Source organism: uncultured Ferrovibrio sp., assembly GCF_937960835.1.
Lineage (GTDB): Bacteria > Pseudomonadota > Alphaproteobacteria > Ferrovibrionales > Ferrovibrionaceae > Ferrovibrio.
Genome location: NZ_CALGPC010000012.1, coordinates 1 through 16,821 on the forward strand (window position 1 = coordinate 1; position 16,821 = coordinate 16,821).

16 protein-coding genes, 1 tRNA gene and 1 pseudogene are annotated in these 16,821 nt (G+C 61.3%); 7 read left to right on the plus strand and 11 right to left on the minus strand.

Translation table 11 applies throughout. The features are described 5' to 3' along the window. Together Q0603_RS12030 and Q0603_RS12035 are read right to left on the minus strand one after the other, a co-directional pair. Positions 1-418 (minus strand): annotated as a pseudogene (locus Q0603_RS12030) (transposase); the annotation flags it as partial. Between the two features lie 32 nt (positions 419-450). Then, positions 451-1,305 (minus strand): hypothetical protein, encoded by an 855-nt coding sequence (locus Q0603_RS12035; protein ID WP_298725952.1) that lies wholly within the window; start codon positions 1,303-1,305, stop codon positions 451-453. Between the two features lie 118 nt (positions 1,306-1,423). Between Q0603_RS12035 and Q0603_RS12040 the strand changes: the two genes are divergently transcribed. The 4 genes from Q0603_RS12040 (at position 1,424) to Q0603_RS12055 (ending at position 4,845) form a co-directional block, all read left to right on the plus strand. Further along, positions 1,424-1,864 carry a hypothetical protein gene (locus Q0603_RS12040; RefSeq protein ID WP_298725954.1) on the plus strand — a complete coding sequence of 147 codons (441 nt, stop codon included), beginning with the start codon at positions 1,424-1,426 and terminating at the stop codon, positions 1,862-1,864. Then, positions 1,821-2,633: a hypothetical protein gene (locus Q0603_RS12045; RefSeq protein ID WP_298725956.1), complete on the plus strand. Its 813-nt coding sequence runs from the start codon at positions 1,821-1,823 to the stop codon at positions 2,631-2,633. The genes Q0603_RS12040 and Q0603_RS12045 overlap by 44 nt, the downstream gene beginning before the upstream one ends. A 287-nt stretch (positions 2,634-2,920) precedes the next feature. Continuing rightward, positions 2,921-3,940, plus strand: coding sequence for a TniQ family protein (locus Q0603_RS12050; RefSeq protein WP_298725958.1), 1,020 nt, complete (start codon positions 2,921-2,923; stop codon positions 3,938-3,940). 365 nt (positions 3,941-4,305) lie between these two features. Next, positions 4,306-4,845, plus strand: a complete 540-nt coding sequence (locus Q0603_RS12055; protein ID WP_298725960.1) for a flavin reductase family protein — start codon at positions 4,306-4,308, stop codon at positions 4,843-4,845. A gap of 9 nt (positions 4,846-4,854) precedes the next feature. Here Q0603_RS12055 and Q0603_RS12060 read toward each other — a convergent pair whose 3' ends face one another. Further along, positions 4,855-5,604 carry a hypothetical protein gene (locus tag Q0603_RS12060; protein WP_298725962.1) on the minus strand — a complete coding sequence of 250 codons (750 nt, stop codon included), beginning with the start codon at positions 5,602-5,604 and terminating at the stop codon, positions 4,855-4,857. A gap of 61 nt (positions 5,605-5,665) precedes the next feature. After that, positions 5,666-7,888 (minus strand): hypothetical protein, encoded by a 2,223-nt coding sequence (locus tag Q0603_RS12065; protein ID WP_298725964.1) that lies wholly within the window; start codon positions 7,886-7,888, stop codon positions 5,666-5,668. A gap of 637 nt (positions 7,889-8,525) precedes the next feature. Here Q0603_RS12065 and corA point away from each other — a divergent pair. Next, entirely contained in the window at positions 8,526-9,515 is a 990-nt protein-coding gene (gene corA, locus Q0603_RS12070; protein ID WP_298725966.1) for a magnesium/cobalt transporter CorA, read from the plus strand. Between the two features lie 13 nt (positions 9,516-9,528). Here the strand turns inward: corA and Q0603_RS12075 are convergent, their stop codons facing one another. Further along, on the minus strand, positions 9,529-10,530 hold the full coding sequence (locus Q0603_RS12075; RefSeq protein ID WP_298725968.1) for a zinc-dependent alcohol dehydrogenase family protein: 1,002 nt from the start codon (positions 10,528-10,530) through the stop codon (positions 9,529-9,531). Positions 10,531-10,630: 100 nt separating this feature from the next. Between Q0603_RS12075 and Q0603_RS12080 the strand changes: the two genes are divergently transcribed. Further along, positions 10,631-11,530, plus strand: a complete 900-nt coding sequence (locus Q0603_RS12080; protein WP_298725970.1) for a LysR family transcriptional regulator — start codon at positions 10,631-10,633, stop codon at positions 11,528-11,530. Between the two features lie 36 nt (positions 11,531-11,566). On the opposite strand, the gene Q0603_RS12085 is transcribed toward Q0603_RS12080, so the two are convergent. Next, a complete protein-coding gene (locus Q0603_RS12085) occupies positions 11,567-12,109 on the minus strand; it encodes a GNAT family N-acetyltransferase (RefSeq protein ID WP_298725972.1) in 543 nt (180 codons plus the stop codon). Between the two features lie 398 nt (positions 12,110-12,507). On the opposite strand from Q0603_RS12085, the gene Q0603_RS12090 reads away from it, so the two are divergent. Continuing rightward, a complete protein-coding gene (locus Q0603_RS12090; RefSeq protein WP_298725974.1) occupies positions 12,508-12,804 on the plus strand; it encodes a hypothetical protein in 297 nt (98 codons plus the stop codon). A 263-nt stretch (positions 12,805-13,067) separates the two neighbouring features. On the opposite strand, the gene Q0603_RS12095 is transcribed toward Q0603_RS12090, so the two are convergent. The 5 genes from Q0603_RS12095 to rodA all read right to left on the minus strand — a co-directional run bounded on the left by Q0603_RS12095 (position 13,068) and on the right by rodA (position 16,821). After that, on the minus strand, positions 13,068-14,114 hold the full coding sequence (locus Q0603_RS12095; RefSeq protein WP_298725976.1) for a DUF1593 domain-containing protein: 1,047 nt from the start codon (positions 14,112-14,114) through the stop codon (positions 13,068-13,070). 69 nt (positions 14,115-14,183) lie between these two features. Then, positions 14,184-14,414, minus strand: coding sequence for a DUF3606 domain-containing protein (locus tag Q0603_RS12100; protein WP_298725978.1), 231 nt, complete (start codon positions 14,412-14,414; stop codon positions 14,184-14,186). A gap of 60 nt (positions 14,415-14,474) precedes the next feature. Beyond that, positions 14,475-15,287 (minus strand): methyltransferase domain-containing protein, encoded by an 813-nt coding sequence (locus Q0603_RS12105; RefSeq protein WP_298725980.1) that lies wholly within the window; start codon positions 15,285-15,287, stop codon positions 14,475-14,477. Positions 15,288-15,476: 189 nt separating this feature from the next. After that, a tRNA-Lys gene (locus Q0603_RS12110) sits at positions 15,477-15,552 on the minus strand. A gap of 123 nt (positions 15,553-15,675) precedes the next feature. After that, on the minus strand, positions 15,676-16,821 hold the full coding sequence (gene rodA, locus Q0603_RS12115; protein WP_298725982.1) for a rod shape-determining protein RodA: 1,146 nt from the start codon (positions 16,819-16,821) through the stop codon (positions 15,676-15,678).

Genomic DNA, 16,821 nt, shown 5'->3' on the forward strand with positions numbered 1-16,821 from the left:
AACGCCTCTTCATCGGGCCGGCCTTGCGGCTTTTTGCGCTGGGTCGAACGATGCTGGCCGAGAACCTTGCAGGCAAACCGCTCCGAGACGGAGAACTTCGCCATGACACGATCGACGCAACGGCGACGGCGAGCGGGGCTCAGAAGTTTCCCGAAGCAGCCTCTTTCAGGATCAGCTTCTCGAGTGTCAGGTCCGAGACCGCCTTGCGCAGCCGGTCATTCTCTTTCTCGAGCTCCTTCAGCCGCTTCACCTGGTCACCCTTCAGGCCACCGAACTCCTTGCGCCACCGGTAATACGTAAACTGCGTCACGCCGATCAAACGGACCGCTTCTCCGACAGAACGACCTTGCGACAACAGAACATCGACTTGGCGCAGCTTCGCCACGATCTCTTCGGGTTTGTGCTTCTTCTGGGGCATTCCAACGTCCTCCTACGGCTCAATAGCCTACTTCAGGGAGGACCACTTTTCAGGGGGCAGACCAGATAGCCTCGTTCTCGGTGCTCGTCTTCAATTTCGAAAAAGTCGATTTCGTCTGCCCGTCGGTTCCTGGCAAGGAAGTCAACTATCTCCCTTCGGAATTCGGTGAGATGCTTGAAATGTTCGGAAATTGCCGCGCCGATATTTACTCTCCCATGTGGCTGCACCTTGATATACTCTAACGCCATCGCATCCCACTTACCAAAAAGCAACAAATCGTCGACGTCGAACAACATTTGACCCGCGGTCCCATTCTCGTCGCGTGAAATTGTCCAATTCGACATCACCATTCGACCATGGGTGAGATTTTCTCGAAGCATCATAACGAAGGCAGTCACGGAGTTATTGAAATGCCGTTCAATGAGTCCCGGAAAGATTGCCTCCAAGTCCGGTCGTAATTTCCGAATTCGGCGATTATTGTCGACAACCGAAAACGCTATTGAACAATATGCGAGGACGTCCTTCTGGGATGGATTAGACACGGTATAGTCGACGTGCTCATGGAACTGGTCGTGGCCCGCCGCAAATGCGCCGAGCGCAGCATTGTGCCGCAAAACGTCAACCCGTGCAGCAACCGCTGCCCCATACAATGCCTCGAATCCCTGACGGAGCATCCATTCTTTCCAGAACGGATGATGGCTCATCAATCGCTTCCTGTGTGAGAAGTTGCGTTGACGAAGTATTGCCCGAATATCCTCTGGCACAGGAACGATACCTGACTTGAATGCCTCGACAATCAATTTATCTTCCCGCTCTTCGCGCGCATGCTGTCGACTCTCCGCCGCGCTAAGAAGGGTTCGCAGTTCCTGTTCCGATAGCTTGCCCACCAACCCACCTCATCCGATATTTGCAGCAGTTATAATTGGTCATATCTGCTATTTGGCAGTTCCAGCGTAGAGCAAGTTTCGTCAATCCAAAACCACCCTCCAGAACCAATACTGACCCATGGAAAGAATAGACCTCGCCTCAGCCGGTGAAATCATATCGGCGCTCAGCGGCGCAGTGGCCGCAATTGCCGCCATGATCACGGTCTGGCAATCAAATCAACAGACGCATCAACGTCGCGAAAGGGAAGCTAAGAAGGATCGGCAGGACTACGAAGATGAACTGGTATACCTGGACACCTACTTGCGACCGGTCAGAGATAGCCTGCTTAGACTCAATGCAGATGTGTCTGCATTGCAAGCTGATTCAACCGCCAACTCCGAGGACGTAATAGACAGGGCACACCGAGCCGGAGAAATGTTCAGCAAGCATGCGAGGGAATTCGATTGGAGCATGCCGCCATCGCCAAACATGGGCGCCGATTTCAATAATCAGGTGGAGGGCACTGAAAGATGCCGTGTCGGAGCTCTCTGGTTCATTTGGAGGAACCTGGGCTCATAAACCAGCCTTCGTACAAGCGTTTGGATTGGGAGGCTCGAACCATGATCAGGTGGAACGAACACTGGAAGTTGTTTCCGCAGCATTAGATGAAGTGTCCCGAAAAGCCACTCGGGCCCCATCTGAAGAAGGTATACCGAAAGCGAACATCCCCCCAATTGTCGCCCATGAGGGTATTGAGCCGGAAACTGCCAAAGAGATCGATCTAGACCCAACGGGAGCCACGCTTGCTTGGTGGCGCCAAAGAATGGACGATGCGATCCGCATAAGCATTTATGTGATGGGCGGCATCGCTGCAGTGGCAGGCATAGCGCTTTCTGCATTGCTGAGCGGCGATCTTACTCCTGCTCAAGTCTATTACGCCGACACTGTACTAACACTATCGACTATGCTGGTTTTCGCGAGTGGATATGGCGTGGCTATCCTCTACTTTTTCAAGATAGCTGACGTCGTCAATGTTTTCTCCCCGAACCGTTCCCAAGAAACCCGCAAGGTGCAGATTCGAAAAGCCATGTCGTCAGTGGGCCTCTGGTGCTTCGTTATAATGGGCCTTGGGGTCACTCTCGGATTACCGACATACATGGGACTCGAGCTACGAAGGGCTTTACCTGAGTTCCACCGCCTGTTGCGCTGTGAAGTCGAAGTCCTGAAATCCTTCGAATTGCCCGCCTTTGTACCCGAGTTCGATTGCACGGATACTCTTCTAGAGATGCGAAGTACGCTAAGGATGCCAGCTCGAACTCGCACAGCACCGGATAACTATGGTGAGTGACGGCATAGGATACACTAGCACCTTCATCGTGAGAGAAATCGCTTTCGGTGAACACGGACCGCTCCTGATCGTTGTCGCTGCTGATCGGAGTTTGCGGCAGTGGCATGCAAGAAGACCACCGACGACAGTGCTTCAGAGGCAGAGCGGATATCTGCAACGAATGTGGACTCGTTGTTTGGCGGTACCGGGAGGATTCCAATCCGCCGCTCGGTAATCTTGCCTGTCGCATCAATCTGAGGCACAAATTCTGCGCCCGTCCCCCAGGGCGACGAAATCCTTGGTCTCTCATGGACAAAATTCAGCCGCTGTCGTTATCCGCTTCGCCGGAGCCGGACGAAAGCATGCAAAGCTTCTTTAACCGGCTGGCACAGCGCAATTCTCCCGATCCCGCGGACGGGATCGAGCCCGTTCCGGCAGACTGGATTGCCTCAGCCGCAGACCTGGATTTTCGTCAGACCCAGTTCACAGATGCTCAAATAACCCGCTTGAGTGCGCTCTCCGGGGTTCCATTCAAAGAATTACGAAGCCTGGCCCCCACAGAAGCGCGCGAAAAAGGCCGGTGGGGCGACGCCGTCTTCCACGTCTTGGGCCACGAACTTCCCTTCTCATGCCTTCCCAACCGTGAGGGGCGCCGCTTATGCCCGGAATGCCTCAAGGAATCAGCGCACCATCGACTTATCTGGAATTTCCGGTTTGCCCAGGTCTGCACCAAACATCAGATACGCCTTGTCTTAAGCTGCCCTGAGTGCAATCCCAGAAAGCCAAAACCACTGGACTGGCGTGTTTTCGATCTCACCGTTTGCCGGAATGGACATGACCTCCGAAACCTTGTTCGGGAACCAGTCTCGGAAGAGGAGATTTCAGGCCAGCGGTACATCGAGAACATCCTTTTCGACCGCCCGCAGCCGGTTCCAGAATTGCTCCGGGGCCTACAGCTTAGCGAAACCATAGATGTCTTCGGACATTTCTCGGATCTCCCGCCCAAAGTACGACACAGCCTGCTCGGTGCGTCCCACAAACGCTTCGGACAATTCTCCGGCCCCTACAATCTAGGCGCCAAGGAACCAGATCCGCGGATAGGCTTTCGACTGAGCCTCGGGCTGGCAATCTGCCAGTTGGCGCCCCGCAAAATGAAGCAAGCTCTCATCGCCGCGGCGTCCGACGAAGAAATCTGGGCCACCTCCGATCTGCCCCGCATCCTCACATACCTGCGAAGCCGGATGATGACCTGGGAGAGCAAAGGATTCGCGATCGGACGCGTCGTGAATGACGTGCTCGACAGCCGCGGAATGGGCATCAACTGGTGACAGAAGGCCCAATTTGAGGGCAATCGAGCGCTGCAGATTCAAATTCAGGCGCAAAAACTGCAATGTCGCCGAAAAGCTAAGTCATTGACGTGGCTTAGAAAACGCGCCGCCCATACCCCATGTTACAGCAATCGTGAAAGAAATCCCGGTTTTCTCACAATTTCTCTGCAAAAACCGATCATTTATCGTGAAACCGCCTTAATGAAATCAAAGGCTTAAGGGGCGGTTTCGTCGAGCTACTGTGAAAGCTCAGAATCGGGGCCTAAAACCTTGCCCAAGCTCAGATTTCGCGCACGGGCAAAAGGTCGCAGGCTTTTCTCTGGCCGAATTGAAGCGAGGGGCATTCTCCCTTACATGATCGAGACATGACCCAGTCGCCCATGACCCAGCCGCCGGCAGAATCGCTTGAGCAGGCCTTCCGTGCCGCGATGCGCCGGCTGGCAGCCACCGTCACCGTGATTTCCACCCGCTCCGCCAGCGGCCTGCGCCATGGCATGACCGCAACGGCGGTCACCTCCGTCTCCGCCAATCCGCCGGCGGTGCTGGCCTGTGTGAACCGTTCCGCTGCCCTGCATGCCCAGCTCGGGCTGGGACGCCAGCTTTGCATCAACCTCTTGCATTGCAGCCAGCAGCGGCTGTCGGAGGTCTTTTCCGGACTGGCCGAGGGCGAGGCGCGCTTTGCCGAAGGCGAATGGCTCAGCGACGCGGCCGGCGTGCCCTATCTGGCCGATGCCCAGGCCAACATCTTCTGCGAGATCGAAGCCCTGCATGCCTATGGCACGCATTCGATCTGCATCGGCCGTGTCATCCGCGCCACCTATCAGCCGGAAGTCGCGCCGCTGGTCTATCAGGACGGCGCGTATATGTGCACAGGCCCGCTTTCGCAGCGCCAGCGCGACAGCTAGATCAGATAATCAGGAATGCTGCGCGACCGTCCGCAACAGGCGGCGGAATTCATCCACCACGCGGCGTTCGACGGTTTCGTTCAAGGCCACGGCGCTGCGCAGCTTGCGCGGCCGCAAGGGCACGACTTCCGCCACCGGCTGTGCCATCTGGCTTGTCATCACCGATTGCGGCGGGATTGAAGCTGCAGCGCCCGGCCGCGGCGGCATCTGCATCACCTTTGCCGCCGGTTGCTGTTCCGGTTTCTGGGCCGGTTTCTGCTCTGCGGGCTTCTTCGCCGGCTTGCGCGGCTGCAGCGGCGCCAGCTTCAACTGCGGCTGGGTCTTGAAGCCCGAAGAGGCATGCACTTCGATGTGCAGCGAGCCGTCTTCATCTTCCTCGATCAGCAGCAGCGTCGGAAACCGCGCCGCCATCAGGGCGTAAGTCTCGTCACGCAGGAAGGCAGGCTCCGGGATGGCGCACCAGCGCTGCTGCGCCTCGAAGCCCAGCGGCCGGCCATGAACGCGGTAAAGCTTGGACAGCGCATCGGCAAAACCGCGATCCTGCTGGAAGACCAGCACGACCTGGCGATGCAGATCGGACGGGCTGTGGCGGCGGCAGACCATCAGCACAAGTTCGGCCGGCTTCGCGCCTAATGCCGCTGCCGCGCCGAAAAAGCCCAGCACGGTGCCGGCTGCGCGAACATCCTGGGTGAGGAAGTTCAGGCGCTCGGCATGGCGCAGGGTGCCGATGGGGCTGAAGAAGCGTGGCGCAATGGTCATGACGGCATCCTAGCGTGCCAACCAGGGGGCTGGCGAATGGAATCCGCGCCAGCGAACTTGGTTAACCGAAGAGCCGCTGCAACAGATCATAGCGCCAGGCAAAGCCAAGCAGGATCAAGATGATGACCAAAACCAGGAAAAGCCGCCAGGGCGTGGTGCGCTCGGCATAAGGATCGGTCAGCGAGCGTTCGGCCCCGGGCGGAAGCTTCGCCAGCTGGGTCAGGCTGCCGCCGAAGGGAATGTTGATCCGCGCGCGGGCATTCACCGCCCAGCCATTGGCGTCCAGAAGCGGCGCGAGGTTGCGCTGGCGCAGCTGCATCGCCGCAATCAGCATGGACGGCCCGGAGATCAGCAGGATCACGCCTGCGATGGCGAGCGGAATCTGCCACCAGGTCAGATTCAGCAATCCGGTCACCACCGAAGCCAAAGCCGTGCCGATGGCGCCGATGGCAAGACCGATGGCGGCAAAAATGCCGGCAAACCGCCCGGCATCGAAAGCCTGCTGTTGCTGCTGCGCGCTTTGCGCCGGCGCAGGCTGGCCGCTGATCGCCTGGCTGCCGGTCGCGACCAGCTGCGTCGTCATCTGCTGCTCGACCTGCTTGCTGCGCGCGGCGGCGAATTTCTCGATCTGCTCGCCGATGAATTTTCCGACCCGGCGGAACGGCATCCAGAATGCCTCGCGGATGCTGATCGGATGGGTGACGATCTTGGTGATCACCGCATCCCAGTCGCGTCCTTCGCGGTCGTAAAACACGCCGTTGCGGCCGACCATGAGCTGATCGGCATGGCCTGCGGTAACGCCAGCCGCGATCGTCATCTTCTCGTTGCTGCCGCGGCGGACACAGTCGCAATAGAGCAGATAAATGCGGCTGAGCGTCGCCAAAGCGGCATGCTGGTTGGCGTCTTCCACCCGGATGCACAGATCGCAGGAGCGGCCATCGATATAGAGCCGCCCGATCTGGAACACGGCCTTGGCGCGGCGGGTGTAGAAATCCTTGAATGCAACGAAGTTGTTCAGCAGCGGCACAAGGTCGCGCAGATACAGTGCCAGCTTCTCGACCGATGCCACCGCTTCGAATTCCGGCGCCACCGCCTTGTCGGCGGCAATCAGCTTGGTCAACTGTGCCCGCGCATCGCCGGACTGCAACGCCCGCAACGCCTCCAGGCCGAAGCTCTCGACTACCGCGCCAGCCTTGCGCGTCAGCCAGTCGCGGGTCGGCGCCAGCTTGGCCTTCACCGCCTGCCATTCGGTTTCGCTCAGCTCATCGCGCGCCCCCAGAAGCGGCGTGACGACGGCATCGCGCAACGTGGCAATGGCACCAGCCCAGGCGGGATTGACGCCGCGGCTGAGCGGCAGCGGCTTTTCGGCGGCGATCCTGGCGAGCGGAAAGCCGCTGACGGGAGTCGCCGCGGAGAGATCTTCCGCCGCGACCGCAGCAAAAGCCTTCTCGTCCGCATTCAGCGCCACCGCTGCCTGCGGATCGAAAGCCGCAAGGCGGCAGCGGGTGAAATAATCCTCGACCTTCGCTTCGACCGCCTGCAAGGCCGCCACCGCTGCTTCGGTACCCGCACCAAGCGGGTTGATCTCCGGCTTGCCTTCGGCTTCCTGATGCCAGGCGAGATGCGCCTCGACTGCCGCGAAGAAGGCATCGACCTCTTCCTGGCCCAAGCCGGCCGCGCCGCCGCGATCGGGCCTGGAGCCGAACAGCTCCATGATCTTTTTCATCAGCTCGGCAATCGCGGGATCTTCCGCCGCCGCCGGGGGCACGATGCCGTCGCCGTTGAAGCAGGTATCGGAGAAGATGCGCTTCACATCGGCGGCATCTTCCGGCGCCACTTCGGCCGCATCCGGCTTGCCCATATTGGCGAGGATGCGCCGGGCCGAGGCGAGCAGCTGCGCGCCTTCTTCATGGCTGTCGTCGATCAGGCTGAGCGGCAGGCTGCGATGGCCGGCGAAGAAGGCATCGGCATCCTTGACCATATGAGTGGCCCAGCGCACCGCATCGAGCAATTCGGGCGCGCGGATGCGGCCGTCATTGTCGGTGTCGATCAGCGTCAGCGTGCGGCGGTCGAATTGCAGGCTGTCGATCGGGCAGGCCAGTGCCAGCCACAGCTTCTGGTCCAGGCTGTCCAGCGCCTTGAGATCCTCGCCGCGCTCGATGCGCACCTGATCGAAGCCGCCGGCACGGAAAAACCGCCAGCGATGGGCGGGCTTCGCAAAGGGGCCGGATGCGGAGGGGTTGGACGCAGAGAGGGCGGAGTCTGACTGCGGCTCGGACGTCATGGGCTTCCCCTCCGTTTCAATCTGAGGATCCCATTATTCCGTCTTGGGGAAAAAGCACAAGGAATCTGCGTGTTACAACCTAAGGGCTGGGAAAGGCGCAATGTTGCTGTGGCGACAACCTGAGGTCATTCCAGCGGCCGCACCCCGGCTTTCGCCCCGATTCTCCGCACGAACCCAGGTCAGCATCCGCCGCCAATCTCCCCTCGCCCGGCTCCGCTGACACCCGTTTTGCACCGGCCATGACCGCTGCGGCCCGTTTCGAACCGATGGCGTTCGTCAAGAACCATTCAGCTCCATTTCAGTCCATTTTCATTCCCGCGACGGTCACAGACCTTCCCTTCCGCCAGCCTCCCCCCGGCTTTCCGGATGCTTCCGGCGGCTTCAGGACTTCCCGCTCCTTCCCGCCGCTTCCGCTGCCCTTCCGGCTTCTCCACAGGCATATATATGCATGCCTGTCGCCCGCATCGGGCATCATCGAGACAGAAAACATTATAGAAACATCAAGCCTGCGCTTCGCCGCCCCGCCTGGCCGCCAAAGAGATAGACTTCATTCGAGCGTTTGCCGCGAATCAGGCCCGCAGGCAGCGACGCCGCCGCAGGGATGCAAAGCCGGGCTGCGCGATGGGGAGAGTTCAAGATGCTGGTCAATTGCGTGGTCTATCGCCGGGGCGAGAAACTGGCCGAACTGCCGGTTCAGGATATCAGCGACTATATCGGCCAGCCCGACTGCTTTGTCTGGGTGGCGCTGAAAGACGCCACGCCGGAAGAACTGGCCGAGATGCAGGAGGAATTCGGCCTGCATGAACTGGCCGTGGAAGACGCACAGAATGGCCACCAGCGGCCCAAGGTGGAGGAATACGACGACAGCCTGTTCGTCGTGATGAAGCTGATCGACATGGTCGACGGCAAGATGCAGGTGGGCGAAATCGCGGTCTTCGTCGGCCGCAATTACGTGCTGTCGGTGCGCAACCACAGCCAGCAGACTTTCCTTGGCGTGCGCTCCCGCGCCGAGCGCGAACCGCATCTGCTGCAGCTTGGCTCGGGCTACGTGCTCTACGCGCTGATGGATGCCGTGGTCGACCGCTATTTCCCGGTGATGGAAGCGCTGGAGAACGAGCTGGAGGAGATCGAAGAGCAGATCTTCGCCAAGAGCGACAGCGTGAAGGAGGAAGCCAATTCAGCGCGCGAGAATATCGAGCGGCTTTATGCGCTGAAACGCAAAGTCACGCAACTCAAGCATGCGGTGGCGCCGCTGATGGAAGGCGTGATGCGTCTGCATGGCGGCCGCGTGCCGGCGCCCTGCAACCAGATGCATGAATATTTCCGCGACGTCTCGGACCACCTGCAGCGGCTGAACAACTCACTCGATACCATGCGCGACACCATCACCACGGCGATCCAGGTTAACCTTTCGATGGTGACCATCGAGGAAAGCGAAGTGACCAAGCGGCTTGCCGCCTGGGCCGGCATCTTCGCCGTGGCCACCGCCTTTGCCGGCATCTGGGGCATGAATTTCGAGTTCATGCCCGAATTGCAATGGCGATGGGGCTATCCTCTGGCGCTGCTGCTGATGGGCGGCGTGTGCGGCCTGCTTTATGCGCGGTTCAAACGCAGCGGCTGGCTGTAAGAAAAGCAGGTGATCACACCGTCACAACGATCTTGCCGAACTGCTGGTTCGATTCCAGAAAGCGGTGCGCCTCGACGATCTGATCGAAGGCGAAGGCGCTGGCGATCACCGGCTTGAGCGTGCCGGCCTCTAATCCCTCAAGGATGAAAGCCTTGGCGGGTTCAAGCCGCGCCGGATCGCCGATGATCTCGTGCACCACATAGCCGCGCAAGGTGAGGCTTTTGGTCAGCACGGTGAAAAGCGGGAATGGCGTCGGCTCCGGACTGAGGGCGCCGTATTCGATCAGAATGCCGCCACGCGCCATCGCCGCCGTCAGCGGCAGAAAGATCGGGCCGCCGATCGGATCGAACACCACACGCACGCCATCCGCCCCGGCGATCTGTTTCAGGCGGGATTCCAGATCCTCTTCATCGGAGACGATGACATGCGCCGCGCCGGTTTCGCGCAGCTTATCCACCTTGGCACGGCCGCGCGTCACGGCGATGGGGATCGCGCCGATGCGGCTGGCGATCTGGATGGCGGCAAGGCCAACGCTGCTGGACGCGGCGGTGATGACGACGAACTCGCCCTTGTGCAGCTTTGCGATATCGATGAGCGCGCCATAGGCTGTGAGATACTGCATCCAGGTCGCGGCTGCGGCTTCAAAGCTCAGATGGGGGGGATGCTTCACCACATGGCGTGCGGGAAATGTGGCGTAGTCGCCATAGGCCGGCCAGCGCACCATGGAGGGCGGCGGCAGGATGCTGACTGCATCGCCGATGGCGAGGCCCTCAACGCCCTCGCCCAGCCTGTGCACGATGCCGGCCGCTTCGAGTCCGAGGCCAGAGGGCAAGTCAGGGCTTTCGATATAGTTGCCGGAGCGGATCATCGCCTCGGCGCGGTTCAGCCCGAGCGCCTTGACGGCGATCTGCACTTCGCCCGGGCCGGGATCGGGCAGTGCGACCTCCTCGATCTGCAGGACCTCGGGGCCACCCAGGCGGTGAAAGCGGACGATGCGTGCCGTTGCGCGTGCCATTGATCAACTCCAAATCAGACGATTTGAAAGGAGCTATGCCGCGCGAGGCCGCCGCGATAAATGGCGGTTCAGACAGAAGAGAAGAAACCGGGAGTTTCGAATGGACCGCCTGACCAGCATGGCCGTTTTCGTCAAAGCCGTGGATACGGGCTCGTTCGCGGCCGCTGCCGAGGCGCTTGGCCTGTCGGCGCCGATGGTGGGCAAGCACGTGCGCTTCCTGGAAGAGCGGCTGGGCATGCGGCTGCTGAACCGCACCACGCGTCGCCAGAGCCTGACCGATTTCGGCCGCGCCTATTACGAACGCTGCCGCCTGGTGCTGGCCGAGGCGGAGGCCGCCGAAGCGCTGGCCGCCGATCAGCTGGGCACGCCGCGCGGACGCCTGCGCGTCACCATGCCGGCTTTGCTGGGCCGCTATTGCGTAGCGCCGATCCTGCTGCGGCTGGTCGAGCGGCATCCGGGACTGGAACTCGACCTCTCCTTCAGCGACCGCATCGCCGATCTGGCGGAAGACGGTTTCGATCTCGCCATCCGCACCGGGCGACTGGAGGACCGGGCCGGCATGATGTCGCGCCGCATCGGGCAGCATCGCATGCTGGTCTGTGCCGCGCCGTCATATCTCGATGCGCATGGCCGGCCGGAGCGGATCGAAGATCTCACACGCCACCAGGCGATTCTCTACAGCCGGCCCGGCTGGGTGCATCCCTGGCTGTTTCCGCGCGACAGCACTGCAATACAGGAAGTCACGCCGCTGGCACGCCTGCGGCTGGACGATCTTGCCGCCATTGCCGATGCAGCAACTGCGGGGATGGGGTTAGCCTGGCTGCCCTCCTGGCTGGTGCGCGAGCGCATCGCCGCCGGCGCGCTGGTTGCGCTGCTGCCCGAACAGCCGGGTTATGCCTTCGACAATCATGCGCTGTGGCTGAAGACGCCGCATCTGCCGCTCAAAGTGCGCGCCGCCATCGATCTTCTGGCAGCGGAGCTGCCCAAGGCAATGGAATAGCAGGGCAATGGAATAGCAGGACGATGACTGATCCGCTCAGGCCTTGGCGCGGCGCGCCTTCCATTCGTCCTTCGTCTGGCCCCAGATCTGCACGCGCATGTTCTCTAACGGTGCGGGCATGTTCGTGTCATAGCGATAGGTGGAGCCGAGGCGCTCCGCAACCTTTCGCGACGGCGCGTTTTTCTCGTCGATGCAGTGGATGATGTCGGTCCAGCCAAGATGGTCGAAGGCCCAGTCCATCGTTGCCGCCGCGCCTTCGGTGGCGTAACCCTTGCCCCAGACGTCGCGCACCAGGCCCCAGCCGATTTCCGTGCCTGGCCAGCCTTCCGGCTTCCAGGGACCGAGGCGGCCGATCCAACGTCCGGTGGATTTCTCGATCACCGAAAACATCGCATATCCGTAAAGCGCAAAGCCGCCGGCCATCACGCAGAGGCTGCGCCATACCATCTGGCGCGGCTGCACGCCGCCGATGAAACGCGCGGTTTCCTCATCGGCCATCATTGCCGCCCAGGCATCGAGGTCGCCGGCTTGGGGCGGACGCAGGATCAGGCGTTCGGTTTCAAGAATGGGTTCAGGCATTAGAACTCTCGGCTCAACGCTCAGTGCAATGAGGCGGCAGGCATAGCATGGCCGTCCGAAAGCGCCAGCCGCAGAAGCCGGCTACCACTTCCGCGCGGTCAGTCCTAACGCGATCAGCCATGAGAGGAATATCGCTATAGGAGCAGTTTTCGCCGCCGTTCGGTTAACACCAGAAAGGCGAATATCATCCGTACACAATGATTTTCGCTACCGCAAAGAGCATTCCTGAGCTTTTTGAAAATGCCGGAATAGCGCGATAAAACTCATCCTGAAGTGTGACCGGGCGGGGGTCTAGCAGAAGTTATCCACAGCCCTTCGGTCACCACACGACCACTGGATTCTTGCAATTTCCGGCGTGATCCTCCGAGCGCAACGAACAACAACATTGAGGGGCAACAATGGAAAGTCAGATCCTTCGTTTGCATTCTCTACTCTCGGAAGCCTTCGGGGCTGCCACCAGCAAGTACAGCGAGGTTCAGGCCGCGCTGGCTGCGGCCAGAGCCGAACTGAAGGCCGCCCAGGCCGCCGCTGACCTTGCCAAGAGCCGCCTCATGCTGCAGACGGTGCGCAACTTGGAGCGGGATGCGGCCCGGGCGGAAAACCGTGCGGCCTGCGCGCGCGGCGATCTGATCCGGTTCGAAAACAAGTATGGATTGAACAAGCGGCCGACACGCCGCCGCTATCGCATCCACTGAAGTCCTAGCCGGAGGTGGTAGCAAGAGTTTGTACGAGGCGGGCAGAGTAACGGCGAGGATGAAGGTCCGAGCCAATCCATACCGGGGTTTTGCAGACAAGGCGTCATAACAAGAAGAAACCTGAGCCAGGGTTCGTCAAACCAGGTTCGTCCACCAGGTTGCCGACCTGCGCATGCCTTTCCTGCGCGCGCTTTCCAGCCGCTTTTGGCCTTGGGGAGCGCCGCAGGACTTATTTTGCGATGTCGAGAAGAGAACTGGCGGCTCTAGCCGCCGGGCCGGGCGGAAGCCGCAAGCGGCGTGCCCGGTGAGCGCGGCGCGCGGGCGCGGTCGAAGCGCGCCGCGATGTCGCGGTAGATCGCCGCCTGGAAACGGCGGATGGTCTCAGCACCCGCGTAGCCTGCGATATCCAGCCGCCGGTCGGGATCGTCTATCCAGCGCTGCGGCCGCATCGGATCGCGGATGAAGCTGCCGCCCCAGCTATCCGCCGTGGGATCGCCGTCATCGGCGTGATCGATCAGATACAAAAGCGACGGCGTATCGCCCATCTTCAGGCCCCAAGGCCGCGCGGCAACGAAATACTCGCCCAGCGCGCCATGGCCGCGCGCATCCTCCATGCGCCAGCCGTTATTGTCCCTGCCGTTCTCATCGATATAGAGGCCGCGGAAGCTGCTGTCGTTTTCGATCCACCACAGGGCCGGATGATGGCGGTGAATATAGTCGCGCGCGGCGCGGTCCTGCTCGGTGTTCCAGTCGCCGATCGAGTAGACGCGCAGCACCGTGACGATGCGCGGATCGGTGTGCAGCGCCTGCGCCAGATCGGTGGCCGCACCCCAGACCAGCACCCAAAGCGGCCGGCCTGCCTCGCGCGCGCGATAGGCCGCCTGCACGATGGCATCGGTACCAGGCGAAGACTGCGCGCTGAAGCCTTCCGGCGGTTGCGGCTCGATCTGGCCCTGGTGGACGATGCTGCGCAGATAGGCGGGCGTTGGATAATCCGCCGACCAGGTTTTCAGGTTGGGATAATCCTTCTCGTATGCTGCGATGACCTCCAGCAGATCGGAGGCGCGGCCGCCATGGCGGGTGGGCGTCGAAACGAGGCCGACGAAATGCAGCCGGTCGGCATAGAGCAAGGCATGCGCCATGCTCTGCTTGTCGTCAGGATCGCTGCCGCCGATATCGGTGGAAATCAGTACCCAGGGCTTGTGCCGCACCGAGGTTGCTGTCGGTTGCGTTGCAGGCGGCTGCGCGCAGGCAGTGCCCTGGCAGAGCAGCAGCAGGAACAGCAGAGCAAGATGAAACCGTTTCGCCATGCCGCCATAGCGCCATGGCCGCCGCGTGTCAGGTGTGGCGATGGCGTGATCAATACCGGCAGGCGCCGGCTAGTGCGGACCGGTGGTATAGAGCGTGTCGCTGTCCGGCGGCTCGGCTTCCAGCGGCACATCGAGATGCTGCGCCACCGCCAAGACCGAGGGGCCGACGGCTGCCACGGCGCGCTTCAGCTCCTCAGGCGAAGCGTTGAAGACCTTGGACCACCAGCGCAGTTCCCAGTCCCGGCCGATATCGATGCGCGACCGATCCCGCGGCGCCGGCAGCTTTTCGTCGATGGCCATGATCCACCTCCTGAATCAGGAACGGATACGCCGTGAGCCAGTTCCCTTAGATTCCGTCCCTCAGATCCAGGGGCAGACCGCTTCGACATAAAGCGAGCCGGGCTTGCGCGGCTTGCCCTGCACGCAGTCGAGTTCGGCGATGGCGAAATCGGGAATGCCGCTGCTATACGCATCCAGGATGGCGGTTTCCATGAAGCCCGCTTCGCGCAGCAGGCGCGGCAGCGAAAACCGGTCATAGGCGACGCGATGCAATTCCCCGGCGCGCAGCACGAAGGCGCTTTCCAGAGCTTCCGCCACATATTGCGGCAGAACGCGGCGCGCGACCTGCAAGCCCGCCTGGCGCAGGCGGCCGCGGGCGCCGCGCGGGCGCAGACTGTCTGGATCTTCATAAAGAATGCGCAAAACATCGGTGGAAAGCCGCGCGCGGACATTGTCGTTGGCGGTGAGGCCCGGCGTCGTCATGAAGGCGCCCTGCTCGCCGCCATTCTGCCGCCGCACATGCTGATCCAGCAGATGCAGATAGGCCCAGTTATAGGCCATTTCGTTGTCGCCATCGGGCCGCTCGATCACTGCCTGCAGGCGTTCGAGATAGAAGCGGCACAGATCCTCAAGATCGGGCACGACGACGCGCAGCAATCCGCCAGGCCTGAGGATGCGACGGCAATCCCGCAGCAGGCGGCGCGCTTCGTCCCGCTCCAGATGCTCCAGCACATGCGAGGCATAGACCGCATCGGCCACGCCCTCACCAAAGGGCAGCGGCTTGCGGATGTCGAAAGGCCGGATTTCGGGCGCGGTGGGCCGGTGATCGAGATTGATCCAATCGGGATGCCAGACGCGTCCGCAGCCGATGTTGATCAGCACAGGTTTGCTCATCGTTCCGTCCGGTTCCGCCCGAATGGGTTCCGCCTGGGCAAACAAACTAGAACGACGCTGGGGTTACAGGATGCCGCGCCCGTGACCTGCGCATAGCCAATCTGTGACGATTGCCGATCAGAAAACAGAGGACCGGCCAGCTAAGCCGGCCAGCGCGTATCAGGTATGACAACGAGAGATGGGGGAAAATGGTGGGCGCACTAGGGCTCGAACCTAGGACCCGCTGATTAAGAGTCAGCTGCTCTACCAACTGAGCTATGCGCCCATTTTCCCTCGGGCGGCTGCGTCCTCGATGAGGACTGAGCGCCGAAAGCCGCGCGAAAATACCGTGATTCGCGAGAAATGCAAGGGTCTTGCGGGCCAGAAAATACCCTTGCTGGCCAAATAGTTACAACCCGCTCATATGGCGCGGAATCTCGACATCCCGGTGCACGTAGACGCCGATCAGCAGCCCCAGGCCCACCTGCAAGGTCATCATCGCCGTGCCGCCATAGGAAACCAGCGGCAGCGGCACGCCGACCACCGGCACGAGGCCAGACACCATGGCGATATTGATGAAGACATAGAGGAACAGCATGGTGGTGAGGCCGCCGGCCAGCAGGCGGCCGAACTGGCTGCGCGAGCGCAGCGCGATGGCATAGCCATAGGCGATCACCAGGATATAGAGAGCCAGCAGCACCAGCGCACCGATCAGGCCATGCTCCTCGGCCAGCATGGTGAAGATGAAGTCGGTCTGCTTTTCCGGCAGGAAGCTGAGATGGCTCTGGGTGCCCTGCATGAAGCCCTTGCCGGTGAAGCCGCCCGAGCCCAGGGCGATCTTGGACTGCATGATGTGATAGCCAGCGCCGAGCGGATCTTCCTCCGGGTTCAAAAAGGTCAGCACCCGCTTCTGCTGGTATTCGTGCAAGAAGCCCCAGGCGATCGGCAGCGAGGCGCCGGCGGCGGCAATGCCAACCAGGAATTTCCAGGCCCGCACGCCGGCAAAGAAGAACACCGCGCCGGATGACATCAGCAGCAGCATCGCGGTGCCGAGATCGGGCTGCTTCATGACAAGGCCGACCGGCACGAACACGATGGCCAGCGGGATGATCAGCCAGCGGATGCGGCCGACCTCCTCGTAAGAGAGCCCATGGAAATACCGCGCCAGGGTGAGGATCAGGGCGATCTTCATCACCTCCGACGGCTGGATATGGATGAAGCCAAGATTGAGCCAGCGCTGCGCGCCCATGCCGACGCGGCCGAACAGTTCCACCGCAATCAGCATCAGCAAACCGATGAAATAGATCACGTAGGACAGCCGCATCCACAGCCGGATATCGGTCACTGCGATCACCGTCATGACCACCAGACCGACCAGGAAGCGCAGCATCTGCCGGTCGGCCCAGGGATCGAGATTGCCGCCGCCCGCGGAATAGAGCGTGGCAAAGCCGATACTGGCTATGGCGGTGACCAGCAGGATCAAGCCCCAGTTGATGTCGCGCAGCTTGCGCCCCAGGGTCATATCATTGCCGCGGCTATACCAGTGCGACCGCAT